Raw genomic sequence first — 24,003 nt, forward strand, 5'->3', positions numbered from 1 at the left:
GCGAGAATGATCCGTTGTAGGAGCGAGCTTGCTCGCGATGTTCGTTAACGATGCCGCGTGATTACTGACTAAACGCAGCGCTCTTGAGTCCATCGCGAGCAAGCTCGCTCCTACAGAATCCTTAACAGTCGGGGCTTCTTCTTTCTCAGCCTTTGATCAGACCTCGATACCGCAACCGATCATCAGAAGATGTTGATCGGGTAGTCCACGAACACACGCACTTCGTTGCCGCTGACGTTGTACTCGCTCGACTTCTGCGATACGCGCAGGACCGAGCTGCGCAGTTTCACGCTGAGGTCTTTGGCCGGGCCGCTTTGTACGACGTATTTGAACTGGTTGAAGATCTCGCGCTCGGTGCCGCCTTCGCTGGTGGAGGTGGTGATGTTGTCACCGCGCACGTAGGCCACGTTGTAGGTCAGGCCCGGTACACCGAAGGTGCTGAAGTCCAGGCCGTAGCCGACTTGCCAGCTGCGTTCGTCTTCGGCGTTGAAGTCGGACCAGTAGGAGTTCGCCAGGTAGATGGTGTTGCCACCGTCGCCGATGCGGCCTTGATCTTTCTGGTAGCCGCCATAGGCATAGCCCAGGTTGCTGTCGCCGGTACTGCGCTGGTGCGCGAGGGTGAACGAGTGCGGGCCGGTGATGTAGGTGGCGGCCAGGCTCCAGATCTTGTTGTCGTCGCCGGTGATACCGTTGTCGCGAACGTAGGAATCTTCCAGCTTGGTGCGGTAGCCGTTGAAGTCCAGGGTCAGGGACTGATCCTTGTCGATCGGGAACACGTAGTTGGCGTTCACGTATTGTTTCTTCAGCACGTCTTCGACGTCGGAAGCGTACAGCGCAGCCTTGAATTGTTCGGTGAACTGGTAGCTACCGCCCAATACGTTGATCGACTTCAAGCCACCGCTGTCACGACCTTCGGCACTTTTGCGCGATTCGGCGGTGAAACGCCCGGCGTCCAGTTGCAGGCCTTTGATCTCTTTGGAGGTGATCAAGGTACCGGTGTAGCTTTCCGGCAGCAGGCGCGAGTTGTCGTAGTTCAGTACCGGCAGGGCCGGCATCTGGTCGCCGTAGGTCAGGGTGGTGCTGGACAGGCGGAACTTGATCGCTGCGCCGCCCTTGGACAGGTCGTCAGCCGGCTGGCCGCTGTCGCCCTTTTTGAAAAAGTCGATGCCTTGCGCGCCGCTACGGTCTTCGCTGCGTTCCAGGTTCAGAGCGTACAGCCCGAAAGCGTCCACACCCACACCCACGGTGCCTTGGGTGAAGCCGGACGAGAACGTGCCGATGGCCGCCTGGCCCCACTCGGATTTATCCGGGTTGCCGTCTTTGAAGTCACGATTGATGTAGGCATTGCGCAGCAGCACTTTGAGGCTGCTGTCTTCAACAAAACCCTTGGATTCGGCCTGGTCGTTCGCCATGGCCTGTGTAGCGCTCAACATCCCCAGTGCGATCAGGCTGATTCGCTTGTTCAACATTTTGTTTTTTTCCTTGATTCGGTTGATACGCGCTGTGTCGAACGGCCGAAATGGCGCTATCGCGCTCTTGTTTCAATGCAAAAACAAAAAGGCCCGCCCACGATTGCTCGCGGCGGGCCTTTTATTGTTTTTGAGTCGTGGCGGTCGGCCACAGGCGTTGGGCCGAATCGTAGCTGCGCCCTCAATGATGTGTCAATTTCGTGAATCTTCTACAAATAGGCAAAAAACGTCTAAGAAACGGCTTTACGTGGCAGGAACATTCAATCGATGCAACCTTCGAGGCCACAGACTGCTACGGGAGTGGATGCTCCCTGATCGGGCAGCGACTGACTCAACCACTGCGCAAATGCCTGGGGTTTGCCCAGCCATGGCCCGATATCGATCAGGGTGAATTGGTCATTGTCCTCAAGCACCAGGGTCGGAAAACCCTGCCCTCCAACCTTGGCCAGGAAAGCCCGGCTGTTGCTGATATGGCCTTCGGTGTCGGCCGCCCTGAAGGCTCCTTCGAAGGCTTGACGGTCCAGCCCCATGCCGTGGGCCAGTTCAAACAATACCGATTCGTCGGCGATGCGGCGCCCTTCCACGTAATGAGCACTTTGCAAACGCCCCAACAACTCCAGCCCGCGACTTTCCATTTGCTCGGCAGCCAGCACCGCAGCGATGGGTGGAGCCGAGTCGAACACGGCGGTGTGATCACGCAGCAATCCTTCGAAATAGGCCTCACCGAACGGCTGCCCGCTGTATTCGGCAATGCGCCGGTCATGGGGCATGACGTAACTGCGCAGCTGTGGCGATACCTTTTGCCGATTGGCACCCGTCATCATGCCGCCGCCGTGGGCAATCACGGGCAGCACGGCCTGGGCGGCCTGCACCAGCGGTTTGGCGCCATAGCACCAACCGCACAATGGGTCGTAGATGTAATGCAGGATCATGGAAAAGCTCCGACAGAAATTCAGGAAAATTCGATGTCGGCAGATTAGTGCCGCAACGGCCCCGGAAAAACGCCGGATTGGCTTTCAGTCTGTTGCTTGAATCGGTCGAATGGCAGGGTTAAGACCATTGCTCCCACAATGTTCAGTGGTGACTGAAAAAATCCGTAAGCAAAAAAAAACGCTGCCATCCCGGCAGCGCTTTTTTTTGATCAATCCGTTGTTGTTCTTCTTATCCTTCCATTACATCCCACAACGCATCCAGTTCCGCTTCGCTGAATAAACCAGCGGGGTAACGCTCGATCATCGTCCGGCGCGGATCAGTTTCGCTGATCTGACGCGTTCCATTGGACTTGAACCAGTGCGCCAGAATCTGGAGCGATTCGCTGTTTACTGCCAGGGGATGCAACGCCTTTTCGCTCACTACATTCACTTCGGCGTTCATTTCCGCGCTCTCTCCCGGTTTGTGAGCGGCTAACTTATCCAAGGTTTATGACAGAACATCGAAGTCCTCCCCCTCCCCGAGTTACAACAGTAGAGATACAAGAGCTGTGCCAAGGTTTCTGAAGTGTGGGCAAGCGGATACAAAAAAGCCCGCAACCCTGATGGGCTGCGGGCTCTGTGCCATGCAGCGGGCTGATCGACAGCCTGAGGGATTTCGCAATCAACTCAAGCTGTTACAACCTCACTCACTCCTTGTGCGGCGCGGGTTGTTGCTGGGTAAGGCAGTGAATATTGCCGCCCCCCAGTAACAGTTCGCGGCCAGGCACCATGACCACTTCATGCTGCGGGAACAGGTTCTGCAGGATTTCCTTGGCCGGGCCATCCTGCGGGTCGTCAAAGCTCGGCGCGATGATGCCGCCGTTGACGATCAGGAAGTTCACGTAGGAACCGGCCAGACGAACAGTCGGGTTACGTTCCTGGGTTCCATCGACCGGATCGACACCGGCACATTCTTCCTCGGTCGCAAACAGCGGACCCGGAATCGGCATCTTGTGCACCATGAATGGGCGGCCCTTGGCGTCGGTGCTGCCTTGCAGCACTTTCATCGCCGCCTGGCAGCGCGGATAGTTCGGGTCCTGTGGATCATCGGTCCAGGCCAGCAATACTTCGCCCGGGCGCACATAGCAGCAGAAGTTATCCACATGGCCATCGGTTTCGTCGTTGAACAAGCCATCCGGCAGCCAAATGATTTTATCCACAGCCAGGTTCGCACTCAGGAGCGCTTCGATTTCCGCGCGATTCATGTGCGGGTTGCGATTGCGGTTGAGCAGGCATTCTTCGGTGGTGATCAGCGTGCCTTCGCCATCGACGTGAATCGAGCCGCCCTCGAGCACGAAGCCTTCGGTGCGGTAGCGCGGGCTGCGCTCGATCTCGAGGATCTTGCCGCCGACTTGCGAATCACGGTTCCACGGCGAATACAGGCCGCCGTCAAAACCGCCCCAGGCATTGAAGTCCCAGTTCACGCCACGGACTTCGCCACTGTTGTTGATGACGAAAGTCGGACCGGAGTCGCGAACCCAGGCGTCGTCGCTGGACATTTCCACCACACGAATATTCGGCACGTCCAGGCGGGCACGGGCGTTTTCGTACTGGCCGGCGGAAACCGCCACGGTCACCGGTTCGAAACGGGCGATGGCTTTGGCCACTGCCACGTGCGCGGCTTGTGCCGGTTTGCCACCCAGGCGCCAGTTGTCCGGGCGCTCGGGCCAGATCATCCAGGTCTGGGTTTGGGGTGCCCATTCGGCCGGCATGTAGAAGCCGTCGGCGCGAGGGGTGCTGTTCAACGTGGTCATGGCTCAGGACTCCGGAGTGGCATTGATACCTGACAGAAAGGGAAGCGTATGTGTAAACGCCGTGGGCTATGGTGACTTTATATCCGATAAATATCGGCTTTTAAAGCACCATCAATCCACGGTTACAAAAATGATCGATAAAAAGCCGATATCAATCGAACTAACACCACCTTTCATGTGGGAGCGGGCTTGCTCGCGAAAGGGCCGTGTCAGTCGAACGAGATGTCGACTGACAGTCCGCTTTCGCGAGCAAGCCCGCTCCCACATAGGCCCGCATTCATTTGGTGGATCGGTTTACAGACCTTCCGCCAGCACCTTCGACAGCATGTCCACGAAGAAATCCACGCTCTGGCGCGAAGTGACCATCGGTGGCTTGATCTTGAGGATGTTCAGGTAATCGCCGGTCGGCTGCATGAAGATCCCCAGCTCACGCAAGCGATCGCACAGTGCGGTGGTTTCTTCGGTGGCCGGCTCCAGGGTTTCGCGGTTGCGGATCAGTTCGACACCCAGGTAGAAACCAGAACCATGCACCGCGCCCACTAACGGATGAATATCGATCAACGCTTCGAGGCGCTTCTTGAAGTGCCCGCCAACGACCTGGGCGTTCTCCCAGAGTTTTTCCTCTTCCATCACATCCAGCACGGCCATGCCGACCTGGCAACTGACCGGGCTGCCCCCGGCGGACGAGAAGAAGTAACCCTCGGCCTCCAGCGCCTCGGCGATTTCCCGGCGGGTAATGACCGCGCCCAGCGGCTGGCCGTTACCCATGCCCTTGGCCATGGTGATGATGTCCGGCACCACGCCCTGCTCTTGGAAGCCCCAGAAGAAATCGCCCATGCGCCCGTAGCCGACCTGCACTTCGTCGGCGATGCACACGCCGCCCTGGGCCCGAACCATTGCATAGACCTGCTGCAAATAGCCCGCTGGCAGCGAAATACCGCCGGCATTGCCGTACACCGGTTCGCAGATGAAACCGGCCAGCTGGCGTTTCTGCCCGGCGATTTTCGCCAGGTTGTGTTCGACGCTTCGTACATAATCCGGCGCGCTGTCCGGCCCGCGGAACTCACCGCGATAGGTGTTTGGCGCGGTCACCGGGTGCACCCAGTCCGGGCGGCTGCTCAAGGCCTTGGGGTTGTCGGCGATCGAGGTCGACACCGAGTCGGCACCCACCGTCCAGCCGTGATACGCCTCCAGCACGCTGAGCATGTCACGGCCGCCGCTGTAGGCCCACGCCAGGCGAATCGCCAGGTCGTTGGCCTCGCTACCGCTGTTGACCAAGAACACACGGTCCATGCCGTCAGGGGACAGTTTCAGCAAACGTTCGGAAAACTCGGCCACGGCCGCGTAGTTGAAGCGCGAGTTGGTGTTGAGCAATGACCACTGGCGACTGGCAACTGCCGCCATGCGCGGGTGACCGTGGCCCAAGACCGCAACGTTGTTGAGCATGTCGAGGTAGGAGCGCCCCTGCATGTCGATCAAATGGTTGCGCCAGCCACGCTCGATGCGCGGCGGGTCGACGTAATAATGCTTTTGCGTACGGGCGAAACTGGCGTTGCGGCGGGCCAGCAAGGTCGCTCCGTCGAGCTCTGCTTCGGCGTCACAAGCCAGCCCCAACAGCGCGGCAGGTGATGGGCACAGCGCCTGCCAGGCGGCGGCGCGCGATGGCGTGCAGAACAACGGCGCACCGATCGACCCGCCACGGCACAACTGCACGATCAACGGCCCGCTGACCGAACCCAGCACCTGGCCTTTGACCAGTGCCGCGCCGCTGTGCAGCGAAGGCGTGACGCCCCAAAGCCGTACACTCAAATGCGGGCCGTCCAGTTGCAGCACGCCGGCGGATGGGTGATGCACCACCGCGGCAAACGGCGCTTCGACTGCTGTGCCCTGAGGCACACGCAACTCGACATGCAACGGGCAAGTATCAGGCTCAGTGGCGCTGTCCGGGCGGGTGCGGGACAAGCGGTATTGTCCGTAGCGACTGGCCGCCAAGCCATGTGCCTCGGCCGCTTCATCCAGCAGGCGCTGGTCGACGCCCTCCTGCTCCCAGTTCCCGGCCTCGAAATGCGGGCTGAGCACGCCCAGGTCGATCAAGGCGAACTCACGCCCCACCAGGCTCGGCAACAGCGGCGCAAAGCCTTCACTGCCGATGGCCGGAAGATTCTGGCCGACGGCCGTGAGGATCGCCGCTTCCATCAATGCCAGCGGCACCGACGTGGCCACACGGAAGATTTCCCATTCATGGACCAGGTTATCGCGGCTGTAGGCATTGCCCGGATCGATGCTGACCTGCTGTTCGCCACTGAGCACCAGCACCGCCGCGCGAGCAACAATCAGCGGCCACAGCGCCAGCAGCTCTTCGTGTTGTAACGGATTGACCGCGTGATACGCCTGTACCGCTGGCAAGATGCAGAACGGATCGCCCTCGCCATGATGCAGCAGCGCGGCGCAGGTCACCGACAGATCGGTTATGCGCCAGGTGCGCACCAGGTCGCCGAAATCGATCACGCCTTGCAGCTGCCAGTGGCGTTGCGCATCGCGCTGCCACACCACGTTGTCGTCGGTGATGTCCATGTGAATGGCCTGCACCGGCAGTTTGTCCTCCAGTGGCTGCAAATGCCGCTCGGCTTGCCCGGACGCTTCGACGATCAGTTTGCGCTGGTCTTCATCCTTGATCACCGGCAGCAAATGCGCGATCAAGGCGTGAGCATGGCGGGCGTCCCACTGCAGGGTTCGCACCAGACCCGGATGGTCGAAGTCCGCCAGGGCCAGGTCCATTTCACCGCACAGGCGACCGAAGCCGGACACCACCGTCGGGTTGAAATGGCTGAGGCTCGTCAGCGGCTGGCCTTCGATGTAATCGAGCAGGCGAACGTGCACTGCCTGGTCGCCAACGTCCAGAGACAGCAGGTCTGCACCGTTTTTCGCCGCGATGACTCGCGGCACGTGGACATCGGGATGCTCGCCCAAGTGCTTGAGGCCGGCATGCTGTGCCTGAAGCTCAAGTACCGAGTAGTCGCCACGGCAGATTTTCAGGACGAAACGTCCCCGCTCGCTGTCGACGCGGTAGTTCAGGTCTTGCTGGCTGCCAAGGGCCTGCAACCTGCCGCTGAGCCCGTAGTGTTCTTCCAGCAGCTCTAGCGCTTGCTCCGCAGACACCAGCGGGCTGGGCAAACTGGCGCGATGAATCAACGTGGCGAGCGACATACAACGACCCCTGAAATTTTATTAGGCGCCTATATCGCCACTGCTCAGGGCGATACGCAACCCCCCCGGGGCCGGTACTCGTCGTTTACAGGGGCTGGAACAGGCCGGCAGATTTTTACTTGAACACTCGCCCCCGTCGGCGCTTTGCGCAAGAATGGCGGCCATCAAACGCACACTGCTGGAGAACCACCATGAATGTAGTGACCACCGACCTGCCCGGTGTTCTGATCCTCGAACCCAAGGTCTTTGGTGACGAACGTGGTTTCTTCTACGAGAGTTTCAACGCCCGGGCCTTCAAGGAGGCCACCGGACTGGACACTGAATTCGTTCAAGACAATCACTCCCGATCGCAGAAGGGCGTGCTGCGCGGCCTGCATTACCAACTGGAAAATACCCAGGGGAAACTGGTTCGCGTTACGGCAGGTGAAGTGCTGGATGTAGCCGTGGACATCCGTCGCAGCTCCGCGCACTTCGGCAAATGGGTCGCCGTGCGACTGTCCTCCGACAATCATCGTCAGCTCTGGGTCCCGGAAGGTTTCGCCCACGGGTTCGTGGTATTGAGCGAATTTGCCGAGTTCCTTTACAAAACCACCGACTACTACACGCCATCCGCCGAGCGCAGCATTCGCTGGGACGACCCGGACCTGGCCATCGACTGGCAACTGGAGGGCACGCCGCAGCTGTCGGCGAAAGATCAGGCCGGCGTATTGTTCAAGGACGCCGACGTCTTTGCCTGAAAGGCCGGCTGAAGCTCCCCGATCAAGATGCACCTGACCCAAGGTGCGCAAGCCTAGGCATAATGCGCCTGTACCCACAGGCGCATGCTGCTCATGAAACCGACTCTCCCCTCCAGACCCCGTTGGCGCAGCCTGGCCCTGCTGGCACTGTGCCTGGCTCCGTTGCTGTGGCCGCTGGAGCATCTGGCCGAGCGTTATTACCGCAGCGAGCTGGCCAGCCAGAATCGTCAGACCCTCGACCTCTACGTCGCCAACCTGCTGGGTACCCTGCACCGCTATGAAGTGTTGCCGCAGATCCTCGGCGACCTACCGGCCCTGCGCGCCGTTCTCGGTGCGCCGGACGATGGCGTCACCCAAGGCAATGCCAACCGCCTGCTGAAAGACATTGCGACCCAGACCGGCGCCGAAGTCATGTACCTGATGGACGCCACCGGCAAGACCCTGGCCGCCTCCAACTGGGACAAACACGACAGTTTTGTCGGGCGCAATTTTTCCTTCCGGCCGTATTTCAGCGAAGCCATGGCCGGGAAGCTCGGGCGCTTTTTCGGCCTGGGCACGACCTCCGCCAAGCGCGGTTATTTCTTCGCCGCCGGCGTGCGCGATGGCGAAAAAATCGTTGGCGTGCTGGTGGTCAAGGTCGACCTTGACCACACCGAGAGCCTCTGGGGCAAAACCCCGGAACAACTGCTGCTGACCGACCACAACGGCGTGGTCATTCTCACCTCGCGTCCGGAGTGGCGATTCCGCTCGACCCGCCCGTTGAACGAGGAAGAAAGCAAAGCCATCACCGCGATTCAACCCTACCCAACCCGCGATCCAAAACCGCTGAAGCTCAATCCCAATGCCTGGTTGACCCAGACCCAGCAGATCGCCGAAACCGGCTGGAATGTCAGCATCCTCGCCCCGCGTACCCTGATCGACCGCCCGGTGCGCACGGTGGTGGCCATCGGCGGTGCAACACTGCTGGTATTGATGCTGTTGCTCGGCCTGATGATGCAGCGCCGTCGCCATTATCTCGAACGCATTGCCTTCGAAGCCAAGGCCCGCCGCGAACTCGAGGGTCGGGTCGCCGAGCGCACCAGCGATCTCGAAGGCCTGAACCGGCGCCTGAAACAGGAAGTACTGGAGCGCGAACAGGCCCAGCAGGAGCTGGTACGCGCCCAGGATGACCTGGTGCAGGCCGGCAAATTGTCGGCACTGGGCACCATGTCGGCGAGCATCAGCCACGAACTCAATCAGCCGCTGGCAGCGATTCGCAGCTACGCGGAAAACGCCGAAGTATTGCTCGATCACCAGCGCACCGACGATGCCCGCGGCAACCTCAAGCTGATCAGCGAATTGACCGGGCGCATGGCCTCGATCATTGCCCACCTGCGCGCCTTCGCCCGTCGCGACCGCCACGCCCCGGAAAGCGTCGCCCTGCAACCGGCGCTGGATGATGCCCTGGCCTTGCTGGCCAAGCGCCGACGCAGCATGGAGGTCGAACTGATCCGCGACTTGCCCGCCGCCACCCTGTGGGTCGAGGCCGGGGAAACCCGCCTGCGCCAGGTACTCGGTAATCTGCTGGCCAACGCCCTGGATGCCCTGACGGAAAAAGGCCCGCCACGTAAACTCTGGTTGAGTGCCCAATCCACGGCCGATGGCGTCAACCTGTACATTCGCGACAACGGCCCCGGCTTTTGCATGGAAGCCCTTGGGCGCGCCAGCGAGCCGTTCTACACCACCAAGACCCGCACCCAGGGCCTGGGTCTGGGGCTGGCGATTTGCGAAACCCTGATGCGTGCCTTCGGTGGTGAACTGTCGTTCGCCAATCACAAGGAGGGCGGCGCCCTGATTACCCTGAAACTGCGCGCAGGCGCACCGGGCGTGAGCCTGCAACCGTCCGAGGACCGAAGTGCATGAGCATCGACAACCGCATTCAGGTCGTGTTGATCGACGACGATCCCCACTTGCGTCAGGCCTTGAGCCAAACGCTGGATCTGGCCGGCCTGAAAATCCTGCCGCTGGCCGAAGCCAAGGGTCTGGCCGCGCAACTGGAGCGCGACTGGCCGGGCGTGGTGGTCAGTGACATCCGCATGCCCGGCATGGACGGTCTGGAGCTGCTGACCGAACTGCATGCCCAGGACCCTGAACTGCCGGTGCTGTTGATCACCGGCCACGGCGATGTGCCACTAGCCGTGCAGGCCATGCGCGCCGGAGCCTATGACTTTCTGGAAAAACCCTTCGCCAGCGACGCCCTGCTCGACAGCGTGCGCCGCGCGTTGGCCCTGCGCCGGCTGGTGCTGGATAACCGCAGCCTGCGGCTGGCCTTGAGCGACCGCAATGAGCTAAGCGCCCGCCTGGTTGGCCACTCCCCTTCGATGCTGCGCCTGCGCGAGCAGATCGGCGCCCTGGCCGCGACCAGGGCCGATGTGCTGATCCTCGGCGAAACCGGCGCTGGCAAAGAAGTCGTGGCCCGGGCGCTGCACGACTTATCGAACCGTCGCAACGGACCGTTCGTGGCGATCAACGCCGGTGCCCTGGCCGAATCAGTGGTCGAAAGCGAGCTGTTCGGCCACGAGCCCGGCGCCTTCACCGGTGCGCAGAAACGCCGCATCGGCAAGTTCGAATTCGCCAACGGCGGCACATTGTTCCTCGATGAAATCGAAAGCATGAGCCTGGATGTGCAGGTCAAATTGCTGCGCTTGCTGCAAGAGCGGGTGGTCGAGCGCCTGGGCGGCAATCAACTGATCCCGCTGGACATCCGCATCATCGCCGCCACCAAGGAAGACCTGCGCCAGGCGGCGGATCAAGGACGTTTCCGTGCCGACTTGTATTACCGCCTGAACGTCGCGCCATTGCGGATTCCACCGCTGCGCGAACGGGGCGAAGATGCCCTGATGCTGTTCCAGCATTTTGCCGATGAAGCCAGTACCCGCCACGGCTTGCCGCCCCATGAACTGCAACCGGGGCAACGAGCCTTGCTGCTGCGCCATACCTGGCCCGGCAACGTGCGCGAGCTGCAAAATGCGGCCGAACGTTTTGCCCTCGGGCTGGAACTGGCCCTCGACAACAGCACGCCGGATGGCAGCGCTGGCAACAGGGTCGAAGTCGTCAGCGGCGGTTTGAGCGAGCAAGTGGAGAACTTCGAAAAAACCCTCATTGCCGCCGAACTGGCACGCCCGCACAGCTCCGTGCGCAGCGTCGCCGAAGCCCTCGGCGTTCCGCGCAAGACCCTGCACGACAAACTGCGCAAACACGGTTTGAGCTTCTCGGACAGTGGCGCCTCGGCCCACCCTGACGACCTCGACTGAGCTAGCGTCCAATCATCCACTTCAAGCAAGAGGCCCCTGAATGAGCCGCGACAGTCGCCAACTGGAATCAGTCCTCCATCACGACATTCCCCTCACCCGGGACATGGGCCTCAAAGTGCTCGACTGGCATGACCAGCAACTGCGCCTGCACTTGCCGCTGGAAGCCAACGTCAACCACAAGAGCACCATGTTCGGCGGCAGCCTGTATTGCGGCGCGGTCCTGGCCGGCTGGGGCTGGCTGCATTTGCGCCTCAAGGAAGAAGGCATTACCGACGGGCACATCGTGATTCAGGAAGGACAGATCAGTTACCCGCTGCCGGTAACGGGCGATGCCAACGCCATTTGCCAGGCGCCGGACCCAGTGATCTGGAAGAAATTCCTGACCACGTTCCAGCGCTACAGCCGAGCGCGGTTGACGCTGCATACGCGGGTCGTCAATGAAGGCCGTGATGAGGATGCGGTGAGGTTTGTCGGGCAGTATGTGTTGCACCGTTAAGCGCCACTACCTCTGTAGGAGCCGGCTTGTCGGCGATTGATGCAACGCGGTGTGCCTGACACACCGCTTCGCTGGCAAGCCAGCTCCTACAGGGTAGCGAGCGCCAGCAGCTTCTCCCGCCACGCCGCCTTCGCCGGCAATGCCAGAAAGAATGGGTTCAACAGCGATTCCCGCGCCGGATAGCTGAACGGCTCGCCGTTCAACTCCAGCACCTCGCCGCCGGCGCCTTCCAGCACGCCTTGCGCTGCCGCCGTGTCCCACTGCGAGGTCGGTGCCAGGCGCGGATAACAATCCGCCGCCCCTTCGGCCAGCAGGCAAAACTTCAGCGAACTGCCGATATTGGTCAGTTGCAGCTCGCCAAGGCTGGCGCTCAACCCGGCCAGCAAACGCTCCTGCTCCGGGCTCGAATGGCGACGGCTGGCCACCACGGTGAACGACTCGCCAGGCGCTAACGCATCACGTACCTGAATCGCCACAGGCGTACCACCTTTATCGCCGCGCCAGGCACCGAGGCCGGCGCCGCCGACATAGAAACGGCCGTTGGTCGGCATCGACACGACACCGAACACCACTCGACCGTTTTCGATCAGGGCGATGTTGACGGTGAACTCTTCGCTGCCGCTGATGAATTCCTTGGTGCCATCCAGCGGATCGACCAGCCACCAGCGCTGCCAGCCAGCGCGAACGCCTTGGGGAATGTTGGCGTCCTCTTCGGAGAGCACCGGAATGCTTGGATCGAGTGCCGTCAGCCCGGCCAGAATCAGGTGGTGCGCGGCCAGGTCAGCAGCGGTCACCGGCGAATCATCAGCCTTCGCCGTAACGGCCGTACCTGTGCGCCAGAACGGCAGGATCGCTTCACCAGCCTGCAAGGCCAGCTCGATGACCGGTGCCATCAACGGATGCGGAAAATTCATGGCTGGAACGCTCCGCGCTGAGTCAACAGGTCTCGGGCCAGATACAGCGCCGCCAAGGCACGGCCTTCGGTAAATTGCGGATTTTGCGCCAGCGCCGAGAGTTCACGCAGATTGACCTTGTCCACCCGCATCGGCTCGGGCTCGTCGCCCTCCAGGCGCTCTTCGTAGAGGTCAGTGGCCAGCACCACCTGAATCTTCTGGCTCATGTAACCGGGGGACAGCGACAACTCGGTCAGGTGCTCCAGCTGTCGCGCGCCGAACCCGGCCTCTTCCTTGAGTTCACGCTCGGCTGCCGCCAACACGTCTTCACCCGGCTCGATCAACCCCTTGGGCAATGACATTTCGTATTCATCCGTGCCGCCGCAATACTCCTCGACCAGCACCGCATGCTCGGCATCGAGCATCGCCACGATCATCACTGCGCCGTACCCGGCCCCTTTGCCAACCAGGCGCTCATAGGTGCGCTCCACGCCATTGGCAAAGCGCAACTTCAGCTCCTCCACGCAGAACAATCGACTGGTGGCGACAATTTCGCGGGCGAGTATGGTGGGTTTCTGGCGCATGCAAAGCTCCTTGGCGTGAACGCGCTACTATAACGCGGCTTTCCCAATTGTTTACGCCAGAAATCTTTCTACTGCCCGAGACGCTGCCATGCCTTCATTACCCTGGTCCGACATCGATACCGTTCTGCTGGACATGGACGGCACGCTGCTGGATCTGCACTTCGACAATCATTTCTGGATGGAGCACCTGCCCCAGCGTTACGCCGAACTGCACGGGGTCAGCCGGACCATGGCCGAGATGGAATTGCAGCCGTTGTTCGAGCGCAATGCCGGCCAGTTGCAGTGGTACTGCCTGGACTTCTGGAGCGCCGAACTGAAGCTGTCGGTGCGCAACCTGAAACTGGAAACCGCGCATCTGATCGCCCTGCGCCCGGATGCCGACACCTTTCTGGCGGCGATCAAACGGGCCGGCAAGCGCGTGGTGCTGATCACCAATGCCCATCGGGATGCGCTGTCGTTGAAGCTGGAAAAAGTCGAACTGGCGCCCTACTTCGAGCGCTTGATCAGTTCCCATGACTACGGCTTCCCCAAGGAAAACCCGCAGTTCTGGGATGCGCTGCAAGCTGACATCGATTTCGATCCGGCGCGCAGCCTGTTCATCGACGACACCTTGCCGATCCTGCGCAGCGCACGGGATTTTGGCGTGGCGCACTTGCTGGCGGTGCGCGAACCAGACAGCCGCAAAGGGCCGAAGGATACGGCGGAGTTTGCAGCGGTTGAGGATTATCGGGATTTGATTGCAGGACTTTGATACCGAGGCGCCTGCTTCGCGGGCAAGCCCGCTCCCACACTGGATCTCCAGTGAACACAAAAATTGTGTGCGATGAAGATCAAATGTGGGAGCGGGCTTGCTCGCGAAAGCCATCACACGGTGTCACAGGCTACTCGGGAATCCGCAACGACTGCCCCGGATAGATCTTGTCCGGGTGCGACAGCATCGGTTTGTTGGCTTCGAAAATCTTGTTGTATTTGTTCGCGTCGCCATACACACGCTTGGAAATCGCGCTGAGGGTGTCGCCCTTTACCACCGTGACGAATACCGCGGCCTTCACTAGCGGCCCGGTCACGGTAATCTGATCATCCACGTTGCCAATCCCGGCGATATTGCCCACCGCCAGCAGGATCTTTTCCTTTTCTTCCTGGCTCGCCACTTCACCAGTCACCGTAACCTTGTCGCCATCGACCGTCGCCTGCACATTCGGATTACCCAGGCCGACTTTGCTGATGTGTTCTTTCAACTGCTCACTGGCATTGGCATTGCCCGGCGTCAGCAGATCCAGCAGTTTTTCGCCTGCTTCCTTCACAAAGCTCAAAAGACTCATGGTGCACTCTCCTTGGGTTTGCGGTTCCAGACGCAGAAGCCTAGACCACGGCCATCGCTTGCGAATCCAACCCGACCAATGACCCCGCTTGCGATAGAATCGGCCCCTTCCCGCGCCCAGGAGCGAAGATGGACATCAAGCAGCTGAAATTCCTCATCGCGCTCGACGAAACCCGCCATTTCGGCCAGGCCGCCGTGCGCTGCCACATCACCCAGCCGACCCTGTCCATGCGCCTGCGCAGCCTCGAAGAAGAACTCGATCTGCCGCTGGTCAATCGCGGCCAGCGCTTCGAGGGCTTCACCGCGCCGGGCGAGCGGGTATTAGCTTGGGCACGCACGGTGCTGGCAGCCTATGACGGTTTGTACGCCGAAGCGGCCGCCTGTCGTGGCAACCTGGTCGGCACCTTGCGCCTGGGCATGGTGCCGCTGTCGAGCTTCGATCCGCTGCCGCTGCTGCAACGCCTGCATGCCGAGCACCCGAACCTGCGTTTCGAACTCTCGGCACTGAGTTCCGAGCAGATCCTCGAACAACTGGCGAACAATCGCCTGGACCTCGGCGTTTCCTATCTGGAACGCCTCGACGCCGAACATTTCGACTCCCTGGCCTTCAGCGAAACCCGCATGGGGCTGCTCTACGACCAACGCTTCTTCACCTTTGGCGAGGCGCCGCTGAGTTGGGAATCATTGATCGAACTGCCACTGGGCATGCTCACCAGCGGCATGCACTTTCGCCAATCCATCGACCATAACTTCCACAGCCGCGGCCTCACCCCACAACCGTTGCTGCAGACCGACGCCGTTCATCAACTGCTGCAAGCTGTGCACGGCGGCCTGTGTTGCGCCGTGATGCCATTGGACGGTGGCCTCGAAGGGCTGGCCGAACACTTGCGCCTGCAACCGATCGAGAACGCCCAGACCCTTGGCCGCCTGGGGCTGATCATGCGGCGCAGTGCACCACGCTCGGCCCTGGCGGAGGCCTGTTTCGCGATCTATCGGCAATCGCAGACGAACTCTTGATCGACGGTATCTATCGGTAGATCAGTAATAGCGATTAGACGTGACAAGTTGCCGCGCCTAGTCTTAAAGCTGATCAATCCGTCGGTGATGCCATGAACGCCAAGCGCCCAGCCTGCGCGGCGCCTGCCCTCGAAACGCCCGCGCCCGCCGCAAGCCAGACGTATAGCTACAGTAACCTTGAATACTCGGAATCGGCCAGCACCGCACTGGCCGAGGAAGTCGCGTTGGCGATTGCCTACAACGGCATCAGCCAGGCAGTCATGCTGGTGACGCCAACGGACCTCGAAGACTTCATCGTCGGTTTCAGCCTGGGCAGCGGCATCATCATCGACGCCACTGATATTTATGACCTGCAACTCAGCGGCTCAGGGTCAGCGCAATACGCGCAAGTGACCATCGCCAACCGCGCCTTCTGGAACCTCAAGCAACAGCGTCGGCAACTGGCCGGCACCAGTGGTTGCGGGCTGTGCGGCGTGGAAGCGGTCGAGCAGGCATTGCCGGACCTTCAGGTATTGCCCGGCGCCCCGCTGCCACCGGCCGAATGGCTCGATGGCCTGCGCCAGCGCATCGGCGCCTTCCAGCCTTTGGGCCAGCATTGCGGCGCAGTGCACGCGGCTGTGTTCATGAACGGTCAAGGCGAGTTGCTGCTGGGGCGTGAAGACATCGGCCGGCACAACGCCCTCGACAAACTGATCGGCGGGCTGATCCGGCAAAAAATTCCGACCGCTGGCGGACTGGTGATTGTCACCAGTCGTTGCAGCCTCGAATTGATCCAGAAGGTCTTGCGCGCCGGCATCCAGACCCTGGTCAGCCTGTCGTCGCCCACCGGCCTTGCCGTGCAATGGGCCCGCCGCCACAACCTCAACCTCATCCATTTGCCACAGAAGAATGCACCGCGGGTGTACAGCCCAACGTCGGAGAATCAAGCGTGAGTCAACACCGTCAAGCCGACCAGACACCTGTCCCTCGCTACAAGCCCTACAAAGGCCCGGCCGGTGGCTGGGGCGCACTGATCAGTGTCGCCCAGGCCTGGTTGACCAGCGACAACGCACTGAAAAACCTGCGCATGATGCTCAAGACCAACAAGAGCGGCGGCTTCGACTGTCCCGGTTGCGCCTGGGGTGATTCTCAGGAAGGCGGCATGGTGATGTTCTGCGAGAACGGCGCCAAGGCGGTGAACTGGGAGGCGACCAAACGCCGGGTTGATGCCAGATTCTTCGCCAGACACAGCGTCACTTCGCTGCTGGAGCAAAGCGACTACTGGCTCGAATATCAGGGCCGCCTGACCGAGCCGATGAGGTACGACGCCGAAACCGACCGCTACAAGCCGATCAGTTGGGACGACGCATTCGCGCTGGTCGCCAAACACCTGAACAGCTTGTCGAGCCCGGATCAGGCCGAGTTCTACACCTCGGGCCGCGCCAGCAACGAAGCAGCCTATCTCTATCAACTGTTCGTGCGCGCCTATGGCACCAACAATTTCCCTGACTGCTCGAACATGTGTCACGAGGCCAGCGGTGTCGCCTTGTCGCAAAGCGTCGGAGTCGGCAAAGGCACCGTGACCTTCGACGACTTCGAACACGCCGATGCGATTTTCGTCTGGGGCCAGAACCCCGGCACCAACCACCCGCGGATGCTCGAACCACTGCGCGAAGCGGTGAAGCGCGGCGCTCAGGTGGTGTGCATCAATCCGCTCAAGGAACGTGGCCTGGAGCGTTTCCAGCACCCGCAGCACGCGTTCGAAATGCTCACCAACGGCGACAAGCCAACCAACACCGCGTTCTTCCGCCCGGCCCTGGGCGGCGACATGGCGATCATGCGCGGCATGGCGAAATTCCTCCTGCTGTGGGAACGCGATGCGCAGCGCAGCGGCGCACCGGCGGTGTTCGACCACGACTTCCTCAATGAACACAGCGCCAATGTGCTGGAGTACCTGGCGGCCATCGACGAAACACCGTGGGAGCAGATCGTCGAGCAGTCGGGCCTGACGCTGGTAGAGATCGAACAAGCGGCGCGCATGTACGCCAAGAGCAAGAGCGTCATCATGTGCTGGGCCATGGGCATCACCCAGCATCGCCATTCGGTGGCGACCATCCAGGAAATCGCCAACCTGATGATGCTGCGCGGCAACATCGGCCGGCCGGGAGCCGGTCTGTGCCCGGTACGCGGCCACAGCAACGTGCAGGGCGACCGGACCATGGGCATCAACGAACGGCCGCCAGTGGCATTCCTCGATGCCCTGGAGCGTCGCTTCCAGTTCAAGGTGCCACGCCACAACGGCCACAACGTGGTCGAGGCGATTCATGCGATGGCTGAAGGCCGGGCGAAAGTCTTCATCGGTCTGGGCGGCAATTTCGCCCAGGCCACGCCGGACAGCCCGCGCACCTTCCAGGCCCTGCAAAACTGCGACCTGACCGTGCAGATCAGCACCAAGCTCAACCGCAGCCATTTGACCCACGGCAAGGACGCACTGATCCTGCCGTGCCTGGGCCGCACCGACATCGATATCCAGACCGAAGGCCCGCAAGCGGTGACCGTCGAAGATTCGTTCAGCATGGTCCACGCCTCCAATGGTCAGTTGCAGGCACTGTCGAACCAGATGCGCTCGGAACCGGCGATCCTGGCCGGCATCGCTGCCGCGACCCTGGGCAACCACCCGGTGGACTGGAACTGGCTGGTGGCGGACTACAGCCGCATCCGCGACCTGATTGCCGAGACCATTCCAGGCTTCAAGGATTTCAATGAGAAAGTCAGGAATCCGGGTGGTTTCTACCTGGGCAGTAGCGCCGGCGCACGCAAGTGGAACACCGCTTCAGGCCGGGCCAATTTCCGCCCGAACGTGCTGCCCAAAGACCTGGTGCACGAACGCACCCGCGCCACCGGTGTGCTGCCGGATCTGATCATGCAATCGATGCGCTCCCACGATCAGTACAACACCACCATCTATGGTCTCAACGATCGTTATCGTGGGGTCAAAGGTCAGCGCGATGTGCTTTTCGTCAACGAAGCCGACATCATCCGCCTGGGCTTCAAGCCGGGGCAGAAGGCAGACATCGTATCGCTCTGGGACGATGGCGTTGAACGTCGGGTAAAAGGCTTCACGCTGCTGGCGTTTGATATCCCGGCCGGGCAAGCGGCGGCCTACTATCCGGAAGTGAACCCGCTGGTGCCACTGGAAAGCATCGGCGATGGCAGCCATACGCCGACATCGAAGTTCGTGGCGATCCGGTTGGAAGCGGCGAGCGAGACTGGACTGATCATGGCCAGGTCGGCGTAACACGTCGTTTGATCTGGCCTCTTCGCGAGCAAGCCCGCTCCCACATTGGAATGCGTTCCCCTGTGGGAGCGGGCTTGCTCGCGAATACGGTAGATCAAACAACAAACATTCCAGATTCAGTACTTTCCTTTCGCCCACAAAAAAGGCCGCTTTCTCATGAAAACGGCCTTTGCGAAGTAATAAAAGACCGGCAAAAAAACGTTAAGTTCCACCCAAAAAACAGTAACTTGCAATATTGTATACAGGTCGTGTTATTCGTCGGATTTCGATTGTCACGCCCATTCCAGAGCCTCAGGATCGCGCCGTCATCCCCTAGAGGTTCCTCCATGAAGTTCTCCTCGATTCTCTTGTTGTCCCTTGGCCTGGTCAGCGGTATCGCGTCTGCTGGCGGCACCACCGAAGCCGGTGTAGGCGGCGCATTGGGCGGGGTTCTAGGCTCGGTCGTCGGCCAGTCGTTAGGCGGCAGTACAGGTTCCACCATCGGCGCGGCCCTGGGTGGCGCGGGTGGTAGCGCCGTCGGCGCAAACAAACACAGCCGTGGCGAAGCAGCCATTGGCGGTGCGTTGGGTGCTGCAGGCGGTAACGTGGTCGGCCGCAGCATGGGCGGCACCACCGGCAGCCTGATCGGCGCCGCAGCAGGCGGCGGCGTCGGTGGCGCGCTGGGTAACCACATGGGCAAAGAGTACGATGATGAGGACGGCGATCGTCGTTACTATCGCGGCCATGACGATCGTCGTTACTACCGTGACGACCATCCAGGCCGCGGCCATGCCTATGGCCATCGCAAGCACCACCACAGGTACTACCGCGACTAAGGCCTCGAGCGCCTCGCCGGTGAGTACAACAAAAATCGCAGCCCAAGGGCTGCGATTTTTTTTGCCCTATTCAACCACCAGACGCTCCAGCGCCCCACGCAACCCTGAAGGAATCGCTACGGGTTGATTCGACGCGCGATCGACAAACACATGCACGAAGCGCCCCGCCGCACAGGCTTCGTCTTCCCCTTGCTTGAACACCGCCAGTTCGTATTGCACCGAGCTGTTGCCCAGCTTGCCCACCCGCAGACCGATCTCGATGCGGTCCGGGAAGGCAATGGAAGCGAAGTAATCACAGGCCGAGCTCACCACGAACCCCACCACCTCGCCGTCATGGATGTTCAGGCCACCGACTTCGATCAGGTAGGTGTTCACCGCCGTATCGAAGAAGCTGTAATAGGTGACGTTGTTGACGTGACCGTAGGCGTCATTGTCGTGCCAGCGGGTGGTGATGGGCTGGAAGTGCGGGTAGTCGGTGCGCTGGGGCATTAGCGTTGATTCCTGAGTGGGTTCGCCAGTCTAAGGCGAAAACCGCGTTGCATTCATCGCGAGCAAGCTCGCTCCTACAAGCGCCACATCAATCACTTGTCAGCAAAGCCCTTGCCGGCCGCCGCCAACTCCCCGATCAACCGCGCCGGCTGCCAGTGATCGCCCTGACGCGTTTCAAGGTCCATCAAGCGCCGGTGAATGTCCGCCAACCCTTGCTGGTCGGCCCAGGCCATCGGCCCACCCTTGTCCGCCGGGAAACCGTAGCCATTGAGGTAAACCAGATCAATGTCATGAGCTGACCCGGCAATGCCTTCCTGCAGGATCTTCGCGCCTTCATTGACCAGTGCCAGCAAGCAGCGCTCGAGAATTTCCTCCGGGCCGATCACGCGACGGTGGAACCCCAACCTTTCGCTGACTTCCAGCACCAGCGCATCGACCTGTGGATCATGTTCGGCCTGGCGACTGCCCGGCTCATAGTGGTAATAGCCATTACCGCTCTTCTGACCAAAGCGCCCCATCTCGCACAGTCGGTTATCTACTTGAACCTCCGGCGCGTCCTGCCCGACACCGGACAGTTGTCGGGCGCGCCACTGCAGGTCGACGCCAACCACGTCGAACATGCGGAACGGCCCCATGGCGAAACCGAACCCTTGCAGCGCTGCGTCCACCTGATAGGGATAAGCGCCTTCCAGCAGCATTTTTCGCGCTTCGAGCACATAGGTATTGAGCATGCGGTTGCCGATGAAACCGTCGCAATTGCCCGCCACCACACTGACCTTGCCCATGCGCTGGCCGAGCGCCAGCGCCGCGTCGAGCACTGCCGGCGCCGTCCGTGCACCGCGAACGATTTCCAGCAGTTTCATGATGTGTGCCGGGCTGAAGAAATGCAGGCCCAGCACTTGCTGCGGCCGGCGTGTAGCCGCCGCGATAGCGTCGATGTCCAGCGCCGAAGTATTGCTCGCCAGGATCGCTTCAGGTTTGAGCAGGCCATCGAGCTCGCGGAAAATTTTCCGTTTGAGCTCAAGGTTTTCGTACACCGCTTCAATGACCAGGTCGACATCGCGGATGGCCAGATAATCATCTGCCGCCGTTATGCGCGCGACACAGGCATCGGCTTCGCCCTTATCAATCCGGCCCTGGCGCACGTTGTGAGCGTAGGTGTCCGCCACGCTGGCCAGCGCTTGCTCCAGCATTTGCGGATTGTTGTCGACCCACTGCACAGCCACTCCGGCGTTGGCCAGGCACATGACAATGCCACGGCCCATGGTGCCCGCGCCGATGACGGCGGCACGCTGAATGTTCGACGGTGTCTGGCTCATGTTTTGTTCTCTTGTTGGCGATCCGAAGACAGCCATCACCATAGTCAGCCACCGGGCTTTTTTGAAATTTATTCCTGTGATGGGCAACATTCAGCGGATGGATGTGCCCAGTCAGACACTGAAATCCCTGTGGGAGCGGGCTTGCTCGCGAAGGCGACTCATCAATTGGCAGTGATGGTGACTGACCCACCGCTTTCGCGAGCAAGCCCGCTCCCACAAGGACCACAGCTCAGCCTGCGAGATGCCGCTCAACCCACTCGCGCACCTCGGCGTACGGGTAATCCTCCAACGCCGCAAACCCGGTAACCGCCCGCACCTTGAGCCTGGTGAACAGCGGCACACTGATCCCGCACAGAAACCGTGTCACGCGCTCAGCCGATGGCAGGTTGCCCGTGTGCTGCTCGTGCCTGTGGATAAAACCGCCACACAGCGCCTCGAAATTTTTATCCACAAGCGCCGGCAATTCCGGTGGTGCCGGTAGCCGCGCCACTTGCCCATGACACACCGAACAATGACCACATTGCTGCGGGGCATTGTGATCGCCGAAATACTCTGCCAGGCGATAACCCAGGCATTGGTCGGTGGCGAACAGATCCAGCATGGCGTGAATACGCGCGATCTCGGTGTGCTCATGCCGAGTGAAACAGCCATGCAGTTCCTCGCTCAACGCGACGCTGTCGAGCCCGCTTTGCAGCACGCTGTAGACCTCGGTCATCTGTTTGCTTTCGAGTTCCACCCAGCCCTTCTCCTGGAAGTAATCCAGCGCCTTGACCACCCGAGTGCGCTCGGCCTGATACTGCTCGTACAACGCCTCGAAATTCACCGTTGCCCAGGTCCGGGCGCGGCTGGAGGTCTGGATGATCGCCGCGACAAAATCCCTGCGCTCGCCTTCGAAATGCGCCAATAGCGCCTCCGGCTCCTGCACATACTTGAAACGGTACTCGGCGTAGTACGCGTAGCGCGGGGCGATCAACCCGCGCAACTCGAGCTGCACCAGCAAGGTCTTGAGCGGCAATTGACGAATATTGCTCTGATCGGCCAACGGCCCCAGCAGAAACTCCCACTGCCCTTCGGGGGCTGCGGTATGCATCTCGTCAAGCACGCAACGGATGCCATCCAGCTCGGGCGTGTCGCCGTAGACGAAGTTCTCCAGCACGTTGAGGCTGTCGCGGTTGGCCAACACCAGGCAGTCCGACGGCTGCCCGTCACGCCCGGCGCGGCCGATTTCCTGGCTGTAGTTTTCAATGGATTTTGGCAGGTCGAAATGCACCACGTTGCGGATGTCACTCTTGTCGATGCCCATGCCGAAAGCGATGGTCGCGACGATGCAATTGGACTGCCCGCCCATGAAGCGACGCTGGATCGCTTCCCGTTGATCATGGGGCAACCCGGCGTGATAGGCCTCGGCCTGAATGCCGTTGCGGTTCAGGTGTTCGGCGATGTGCTCGGCGGTTTTCTGCAGGGTGACGTAGACGATGCTCGGTTGACCCGGGCGCTGGCTCATCCACTCGACCAGGCGTCTGCGCTTGTCCGCTCCGCGAACCGGCTCCACCAGCAAATTCAGGTTCGGCCGATAGAAACCGGTGGTCACTACATCCTCGGCGGCGATGGCGAACTTCACCTGCATGTCGGTGATGACCTTGGGCGTCGCCGTCGCGGTCAGCAGCAGCACCTGAGGGATATTGAACTGGCGTTGATAGTCGGGAAGCTTGAGGTAGTCCGGGCGGAAGTTATGCCCCCATTCGGAGATGCAGTGCGCTTCGTCCACCACCAGCAGCGAGATCGGCACTTGCTGCAGGAAATGGCGAAAACGCTCGTTCTTCAAGCGTTCCACCGAGATCATCAGAATCTTCAACTCGCCGGACCTGGCACGGGCCATGACATCGCTGGCGTCATCGCGGCTCTGGGCCGAATCGATACTGCCCGCCGAAATGCCATGGCGTTGCAGGAACGCCAGTTGATCCTGCATCAACGCCAGCAACGGTGAGACCACCAGCGTCAAGTGCGGCAGCAACACCGCCGGCAATTGGTAGCAAAGGGATTTGCCGGAACCGGTGGGGAAAATCGCCGCCGCCGAACGCCCGGCCAGCACGGCACTGACAGCCGACTCCTGACCGGGTCGGAACTGTGGATAACCGAAAACCTGTTCCAGGGTGTTGTGCATAAGCTGTCACTCCGTTGACCGCCGCAGTGCCAAAAGCCGGGCCGGCGATCGCAGCGAGTCGAGAAAAGGTTGAGGGCGAAAACGATAAGGGATGATACAGCGTCCCAACCCACCGATTCCTGGCCACAGGTTGAAACACTGGAGGCACTTTGCCCACTGACCTCAGCCTTCCGTCAGCCGGTATGGTTTACCTCCAT

General features: G+C 60.9%; 20 protein-coding genes. 9 read left to right on the top strand and 11 right to left on the bottom strand.

All coding sequences use genetic code 11. The features are described 5' to 3' along the window. Window positions 1–182: 182 nt before the first annotated feature. The 5 genes from ACEN8Q_RS21890 to ACEN8Q_RS21910 form a co-directional block, all read right to left on the bottom strand. Window positions 183–1,469: an OprD family porin gene (locus ACEN8Q_RS21890; RefSeq protein WP_413423467.1), complete on the bottom strand. Its 1,287-nt coding sequence runs from the start codon at window positions 1,467–1,469 to the stop codon at window positions 183–185. Between the two features lie 260 nt (window positions 1,470–1,729). Next, window positions 1,730–2,401, bottom strand: a complete 672-nt coding sequence (locus tag ACEN8Q_RS21895) for a DsbA family protein (protein ID WP_413423469.1) — start codon at window positions 2,399–2,401, stop codon at window positions 1,730–1,732. Between the two features lie 229 nt (window positions 2,402–2,630). Next, window positions 2,631–2,843, bottom strand: a complete 213-nt coding sequence (locus ACEN8Q_RS21900) for a hypothetical protein (RefSeq protein ID WP_057399224.1) — start codon at window positions 2,841–2,843, stop codon at window positions 2,631–2,633. A gap of 244 nt (window positions 2,844–3,087) precedes the next feature. Further along, entirely contained in the window at window positions 3,088–4,194 is a 1,107-nt protein-coding gene (gene aguA, locus ACEN8Q_RS21905; protein ID WP_413423471.1) for an agmatine deiminase, read from the bottom strand. Window positions 4,195–4,488: 294 nt separating this feature from the next. Continuing rightward, a complete protein-coding gene (locus ACEN8Q_RS21910; protein ID WP_413703733.1) occupies window positions 4,489–7,401 on the bottom strand; it encodes an aminotransferase in 2,913 nt (970 codons plus the stop codon). A gap of 191 nt (window positions 7,402–7,592) precedes the next feature. Here ACEN8Q_RS21910 and rfbC point away from each other — a divergent pair, with 191 nt between their 5' ends. From rfbC to ACEN8Q_RS21930, 4 genes are all read left to right on the top strand, one after another. Then, the gene (gene rfbC, locus ACEN8Q_RS21915; protein ID WP_413424998.1) at window positions 7,593–8,138 is read left to right on the top strand and encodes a dTDP-4-dehydrorhamnose 3,5-epimerase; all 546 of its coding nucleotides are present in this window, start codon (window positions 7,593–7,595) and stop codon (window positions 8,136–8,138) included. Between the two features lie 93 nt (window positions 8,139–8,231). Further along, window positions 8,232–10,040, top strand: coding sequence for a sensor histidine kinase (locus ACEN8Q_RS21920; RefSeq protein ID WP_413425000.1), 1,809 nt, complete (start codon window positions 8,232–8,234; stop codon window positions 10,038–10,040). Beyond that, window positions 10,037–11,431, top strand: coding sequence for a sigma-54-dependent transcriptional regulator (locus ACEN8Q_RS21925; RefSeq protein WP_413703734.1), 1,395 nt, complete (start codon window positions 10,037–10,039; stop codon window positions 11,429–11,431). Before ACEN8Q_RS21920 ends, ACEN8Q_RS21925 begins: the two co-directional genes overlap by 4 nt. Before the next feature lie 40 nt (window positions 11,432–11,471). Further along, the gene (locus ACEN8Q_RS21930; RefSeq protein ID WP_008003181.1) at window positions 11,472–11,927 is read left to right on the top strand and encodes a YiiD C-terminal domain-containing protein; all 456 of its coding nucleotides are present in this window, start codon (window positions 11,472–11,474) and stop codon (window positions 11,925–11,927) included. Window positions 11,928–12,013: 86 nt separating this feature from the next. Here the strand turns inward: ACEN8Q_RS21930 and cysQ are convergent, their stop codons facing one another. Together cysQ and nudE are read right to left on the bottom strand one after the other, a co-directional pair. Continuing rightward, window positions 12,014–12,841, bottom strand: a complete 828-nt coding sequence (cysQ, locus tag ACEN8Q_RS21935) for a 3'(2'),5'-bisphosphate nucleotidase CysQ (protein ID WP_413425004.1) — start codon at window positions 12,839–12,841, stop codon at window positions 12,014–12,016. Continuing rightward, window positions 12,838–13,404 carry an ADP compounds hydrolase NudE gene (nudE, locus tag ACEN8Q_RS21940; protein WP_008019034.1) on the bottom strand — a complete coding sequence of 189 codons (567 nt, stop codon included), beginning with the start codon at window positions 13,402–13,404 and terminating at the stop codon, window positions 12,838–12,840. Before nudE ends, cysQ begins: the two co-directional genes overlap by 4 nt. 88 nt (window positions 13,405–13,492) lie before the next feature. Between nudE and yrfG the strand changes: the two genes are divergently transcribed. Then, complete coding sequence (gene yrfG / locus ACEN8Q_RS21945) at window positions 13,493–14,155, top strand: GMP/IMP nucleotidase (protein ID WP_413425006.1); 663 nt, start codon at window positions 13,493–13,495, stop codon at window positions 14,153–14,155. 130 nt (window positions 14,156–14,285) lie between these two features. Here the strand turns inward: yrfG and lysM are convergent, their stop codons facing one another. Next, a complete protein-coding gene (gene lysM, locus ACEN8Q_RS21950; RefSeq protein ID WP_413425008.1) occupies window positions 14,286–14,726 on the bottom strand; it encodes a peptidoglycan-binding protein LysM in 441 nt (146 codons plus the stop codon). 128 nt (window positions 14,727–14,854) lie between these two features. Here lysM and ACEN8Q_RS21955 point away from each other — a divergent pair, with 128 nt between their 5' ends. The 4 genes from ACEN8Q_RS21955 to ACEN8Q_RS21970 all read left to right on the top strand — a co-directional run bounded on the left by ACEN8Q_RS21955 (window position 14,855) and on the right by ACEN8Q_RS21970 (window position 19,834). Then, window positions 14,855–15,742 carry a LysR family transcriptional regulator gene (locus tag ACEN8Q_RS21955; protein WP_413425010.1) on the top strand — a complete coding sequence of 296 codons (888 nt, stop codon included), beginning with the start codon at window positions 14,855–14,857 and terminating at the stop codon, window positions 15,740–15,742. Window positions 15,743–15,834: 92 nt separating this feature from the next. Beyond that, window positions 15,835–16,674 carry a formate dehydrogenase accessory sulfurtransferase FdhD gene (fdhD, locus tag ACEN8Q_RS21960; RefSeq protein WP_413425012.1) on the top strand — a complete coding sequence of 280 codons (840 nt, stop codon included), beginning with the start codon at window positions 15,835–15,837 and terminating at the stop codon, window positions 16,672–16,674. Next, window positions 16,671–19,019 carry an FdhF/YdeP family oxidoreductase gene (locus ACEN8Q_RS21965; RefSeq protein WP_413703735.1) on the top strand — a complete coding sequence of 783 codons (2,349 nt, stop codon included), beginning with the start codon at window positions 16,671–16,673 and terminating at the stop codon, window positions 19,017–19,019. The genes fdhD and ACEN8Q_RS21965 overlap by 4 nt, the downstream gene beginning before the upstream one ends. A 326-nt stretch (window positions 19,020–19,345) precedes the next feature. After that, window positions 19,346–19,834, top strand: a complete 489-nt coding sequence (locus tag ACEN8Q_RS21970; protein WP_413425016.1) for a glycine zipper domain-containing protein — start codon at window positions 19,346–19,348, stop codon at window positions 19,832–19,834. Between the two features lie 66 nt (window positions 19,835–19,900). Here the strand turns inward: ACEN8Q_RS21970 and ACEN8Q_RS21975 are convergent, their stop codons facing one another. The 3 genes from ACEN8Q_RS21975 to ACEN8Q_RS21985 all read right to left on the bottom strand — a co-directional run bounded on the left by ACEN8Q_RS21975 (window position 19,901) and on the right by ACEN8Q_RS21985 (window position 23,806). Next, window positions 19,901–20,323, bottom strand: coding sequence for an acyl-CoA thioesterase (locus ACEN8Q_RS21975; protein WP_413425018.1), 423 nt, complete (start codon window positions 20,321–20,323; stop codon window positions 19,901–19,903). 92 nt (window positions 20,324–20,415) lie between these two features. Beyond that, complete coding sequence (locus tag ACEN8Q_RS21980; RefSeq protein WP_413425020.1) at window positions 20,416–21,642, bottom strand: 3-hydroxyacyl-CoA dehydrogenase NAD-binding domain-containing protein; 1,227 nt, start codon at window positions 21,640–21,642, stop codon at window positions 20,416–20,418. Between the two features lie 229 nt (window positions 21,643–21,871). Continuing rightward, on the bottom strand, window positions 21,872–23,806 hold the full coding sequence (locus ACEN8Q_RS21985) for an ATP-dependent DNA helicase RecQ (protein ID WP_413425022.1): 1,935 nt from the start codon (window positions 23,804–23,806) through the stop codon (window positions 21,872–21,874). Between the last annotated feature and the right edge of the window lie 197 nt (window positions 23,807–24,003).

Origin of the sequence: Pseudomonas sp. Pseusp16 (genome assembly GCF_047324915.1) — a bacterium.
Taxonomy (GTDB): Bacteria; Pseudomonadota; Gammaproteobacteria; order Pseudomonadales; family Pseudomonadaceae; genus Aquipseudomonas; species Aquipseudomonas fluorescens_CD.

What these genes read in the sequence shown, in the direction of transcription:
- ACEN8Q_RS21890 (WP_413423467.1), bottom strand. Translation starts at nt 1,469, where the DNA reads ATGTTGAACAAGCGAATCAGCCTGATCGCACTGGGGATGTTGAGCGCT.
- ACEN8Q_RS21895 (WP_413423469.1), bottom strand. Translation starts at nt 2,401, where the DNA reads ATGATCCTGCATTACATCTACGACCCATTGTGCGGTTGGTGCTATGGC.
- ACEN8Q_RS21900 (WP_057399224.1), bottom strand. Translation starts at nt 2,843, where the DNA reads ATGAACGCCGAAGTGAATGTAGTGAGCGAAAAGGCGTTGCATCCCCTG.
- aguA (WP_413423471.1), bottom strand. Translation starts at nt 4,194, where the DNA reads ATGACCACGTTGAACAGCACCCCTCGCGCCGACGGCTTCTACATGCCG.
- ACEN8Q_RS21910 (WP_413703733.1), bottom strand. Translation starts at nt 7,401, where the DNA reads ATGTCGCTCGCCACGTTGATTCATCGCGCCAGTTTGCCCAGCCCGCTG.
- rfbC (WP_413424998.1), top strand. Translation starts at nt 7,593, where the DNA reads ATGAATGTAGTGACCACCGACCTGCCCGGTGTTCTGATCCTCGAACCC.
- ACEN8Q_RS21920 (WP_413425000.1), top strand. Translation starts at nt 8,232, where the DNA reads ATGAAACCGACTCTCCCCTCCAGACCCCGTTGGCGCAGCCTGGCCCTG.
- ACEN8Q_RS21925 (WP_413703734.1), top strand. Translation starts at nt 10,037, where the DNA reads ATGAGCATCGACAACCGCATTCAGGTCGTGTTGATCGACGACGATCCC.
- ACEN8Q_RS21930 (WP_008003181.1), top strand. Translation starts at nt 11,472, where the DNA reads ATGAGCCGCGACAGTCGCCAACTGGAATCAGTCCTCCATCACGACATT.
- cysQ (WP_413425004.1), bottom strand. Translation starts at nt 12,841, where the DNA reads ATGAATTTTCCGCATCCGTTGATGGCACCGGTCATCGAGCTGGCCTTG.
- nudE (WP_008019034.1), bottom strand. Translation starts at nt 13,404, where the DNA reads ATGCGCCAGAAACCCACCATACTCGCCCGCGAAATTGTCGCCACCAGT.
- yrfG (WP_413425006.1), top strand. Translation starts at nt 13,493, where the DNA reads ATGCCTTCATTACCCTGGTCCGACATCGATACCGTTCTGCTGGACATG.
- lysM (WP_413425008.1), bottom strand. Translation starts at nt 14,726, where the DNA reads ATGAGTCTTTTGAGCTTTGTGAAGGAAGCAGGCGAAAAACTGCTGGAT.
- ACEN8Q_RS21955 (WP_413425010.1), top strand. Translation starts at nt 14,855, where the DNA reads ATGGACATCAAGCAGCTGAAATTCCTCATCGCGCTCGACGAAACCCGC.
- fdhD (WP_413425012.1), top strand. Translation starts at nt 15,835, where the DNA reads ATGAACGCCAAGCGCCCAGCCTGCGCGGCGCCTGCCCTCGAAACGCCC.
- ACEN8Q_RS21970 (WP_413425016.1), top strand. Translation starts at nt 19,346, where the DNA reads ATGAAGTTCTCCTCGATTCTCTTGTTGTCCCTTGGCCTGGTCAGCGGT.
- ACEN8Q_RS21975 (WP_413425018.1), bottom strand. Translation starts at nt 20,323, where the DNA reads ATGCCCCAGCGCACCGACTACCCGCACTTCCAGCCCATCACCACCCGC.
- ACEN8Q_RS21980 (WP_413425020.1), bottom strand. Translation starts at nt 21,642, where the DNA reads ATGAGCCAGACACCGTCGAACATTCAGCGTGCCGCCGTCATCGGCGCG.
- ACEN8Q_RS21985 (WP_413425022.1), bottom strand. Translation starts at nt 23,806, where the DNA reads ATGCACAACACCCTGGAACAGGTTTTCGGTTATCCACAGTTCCGACCC.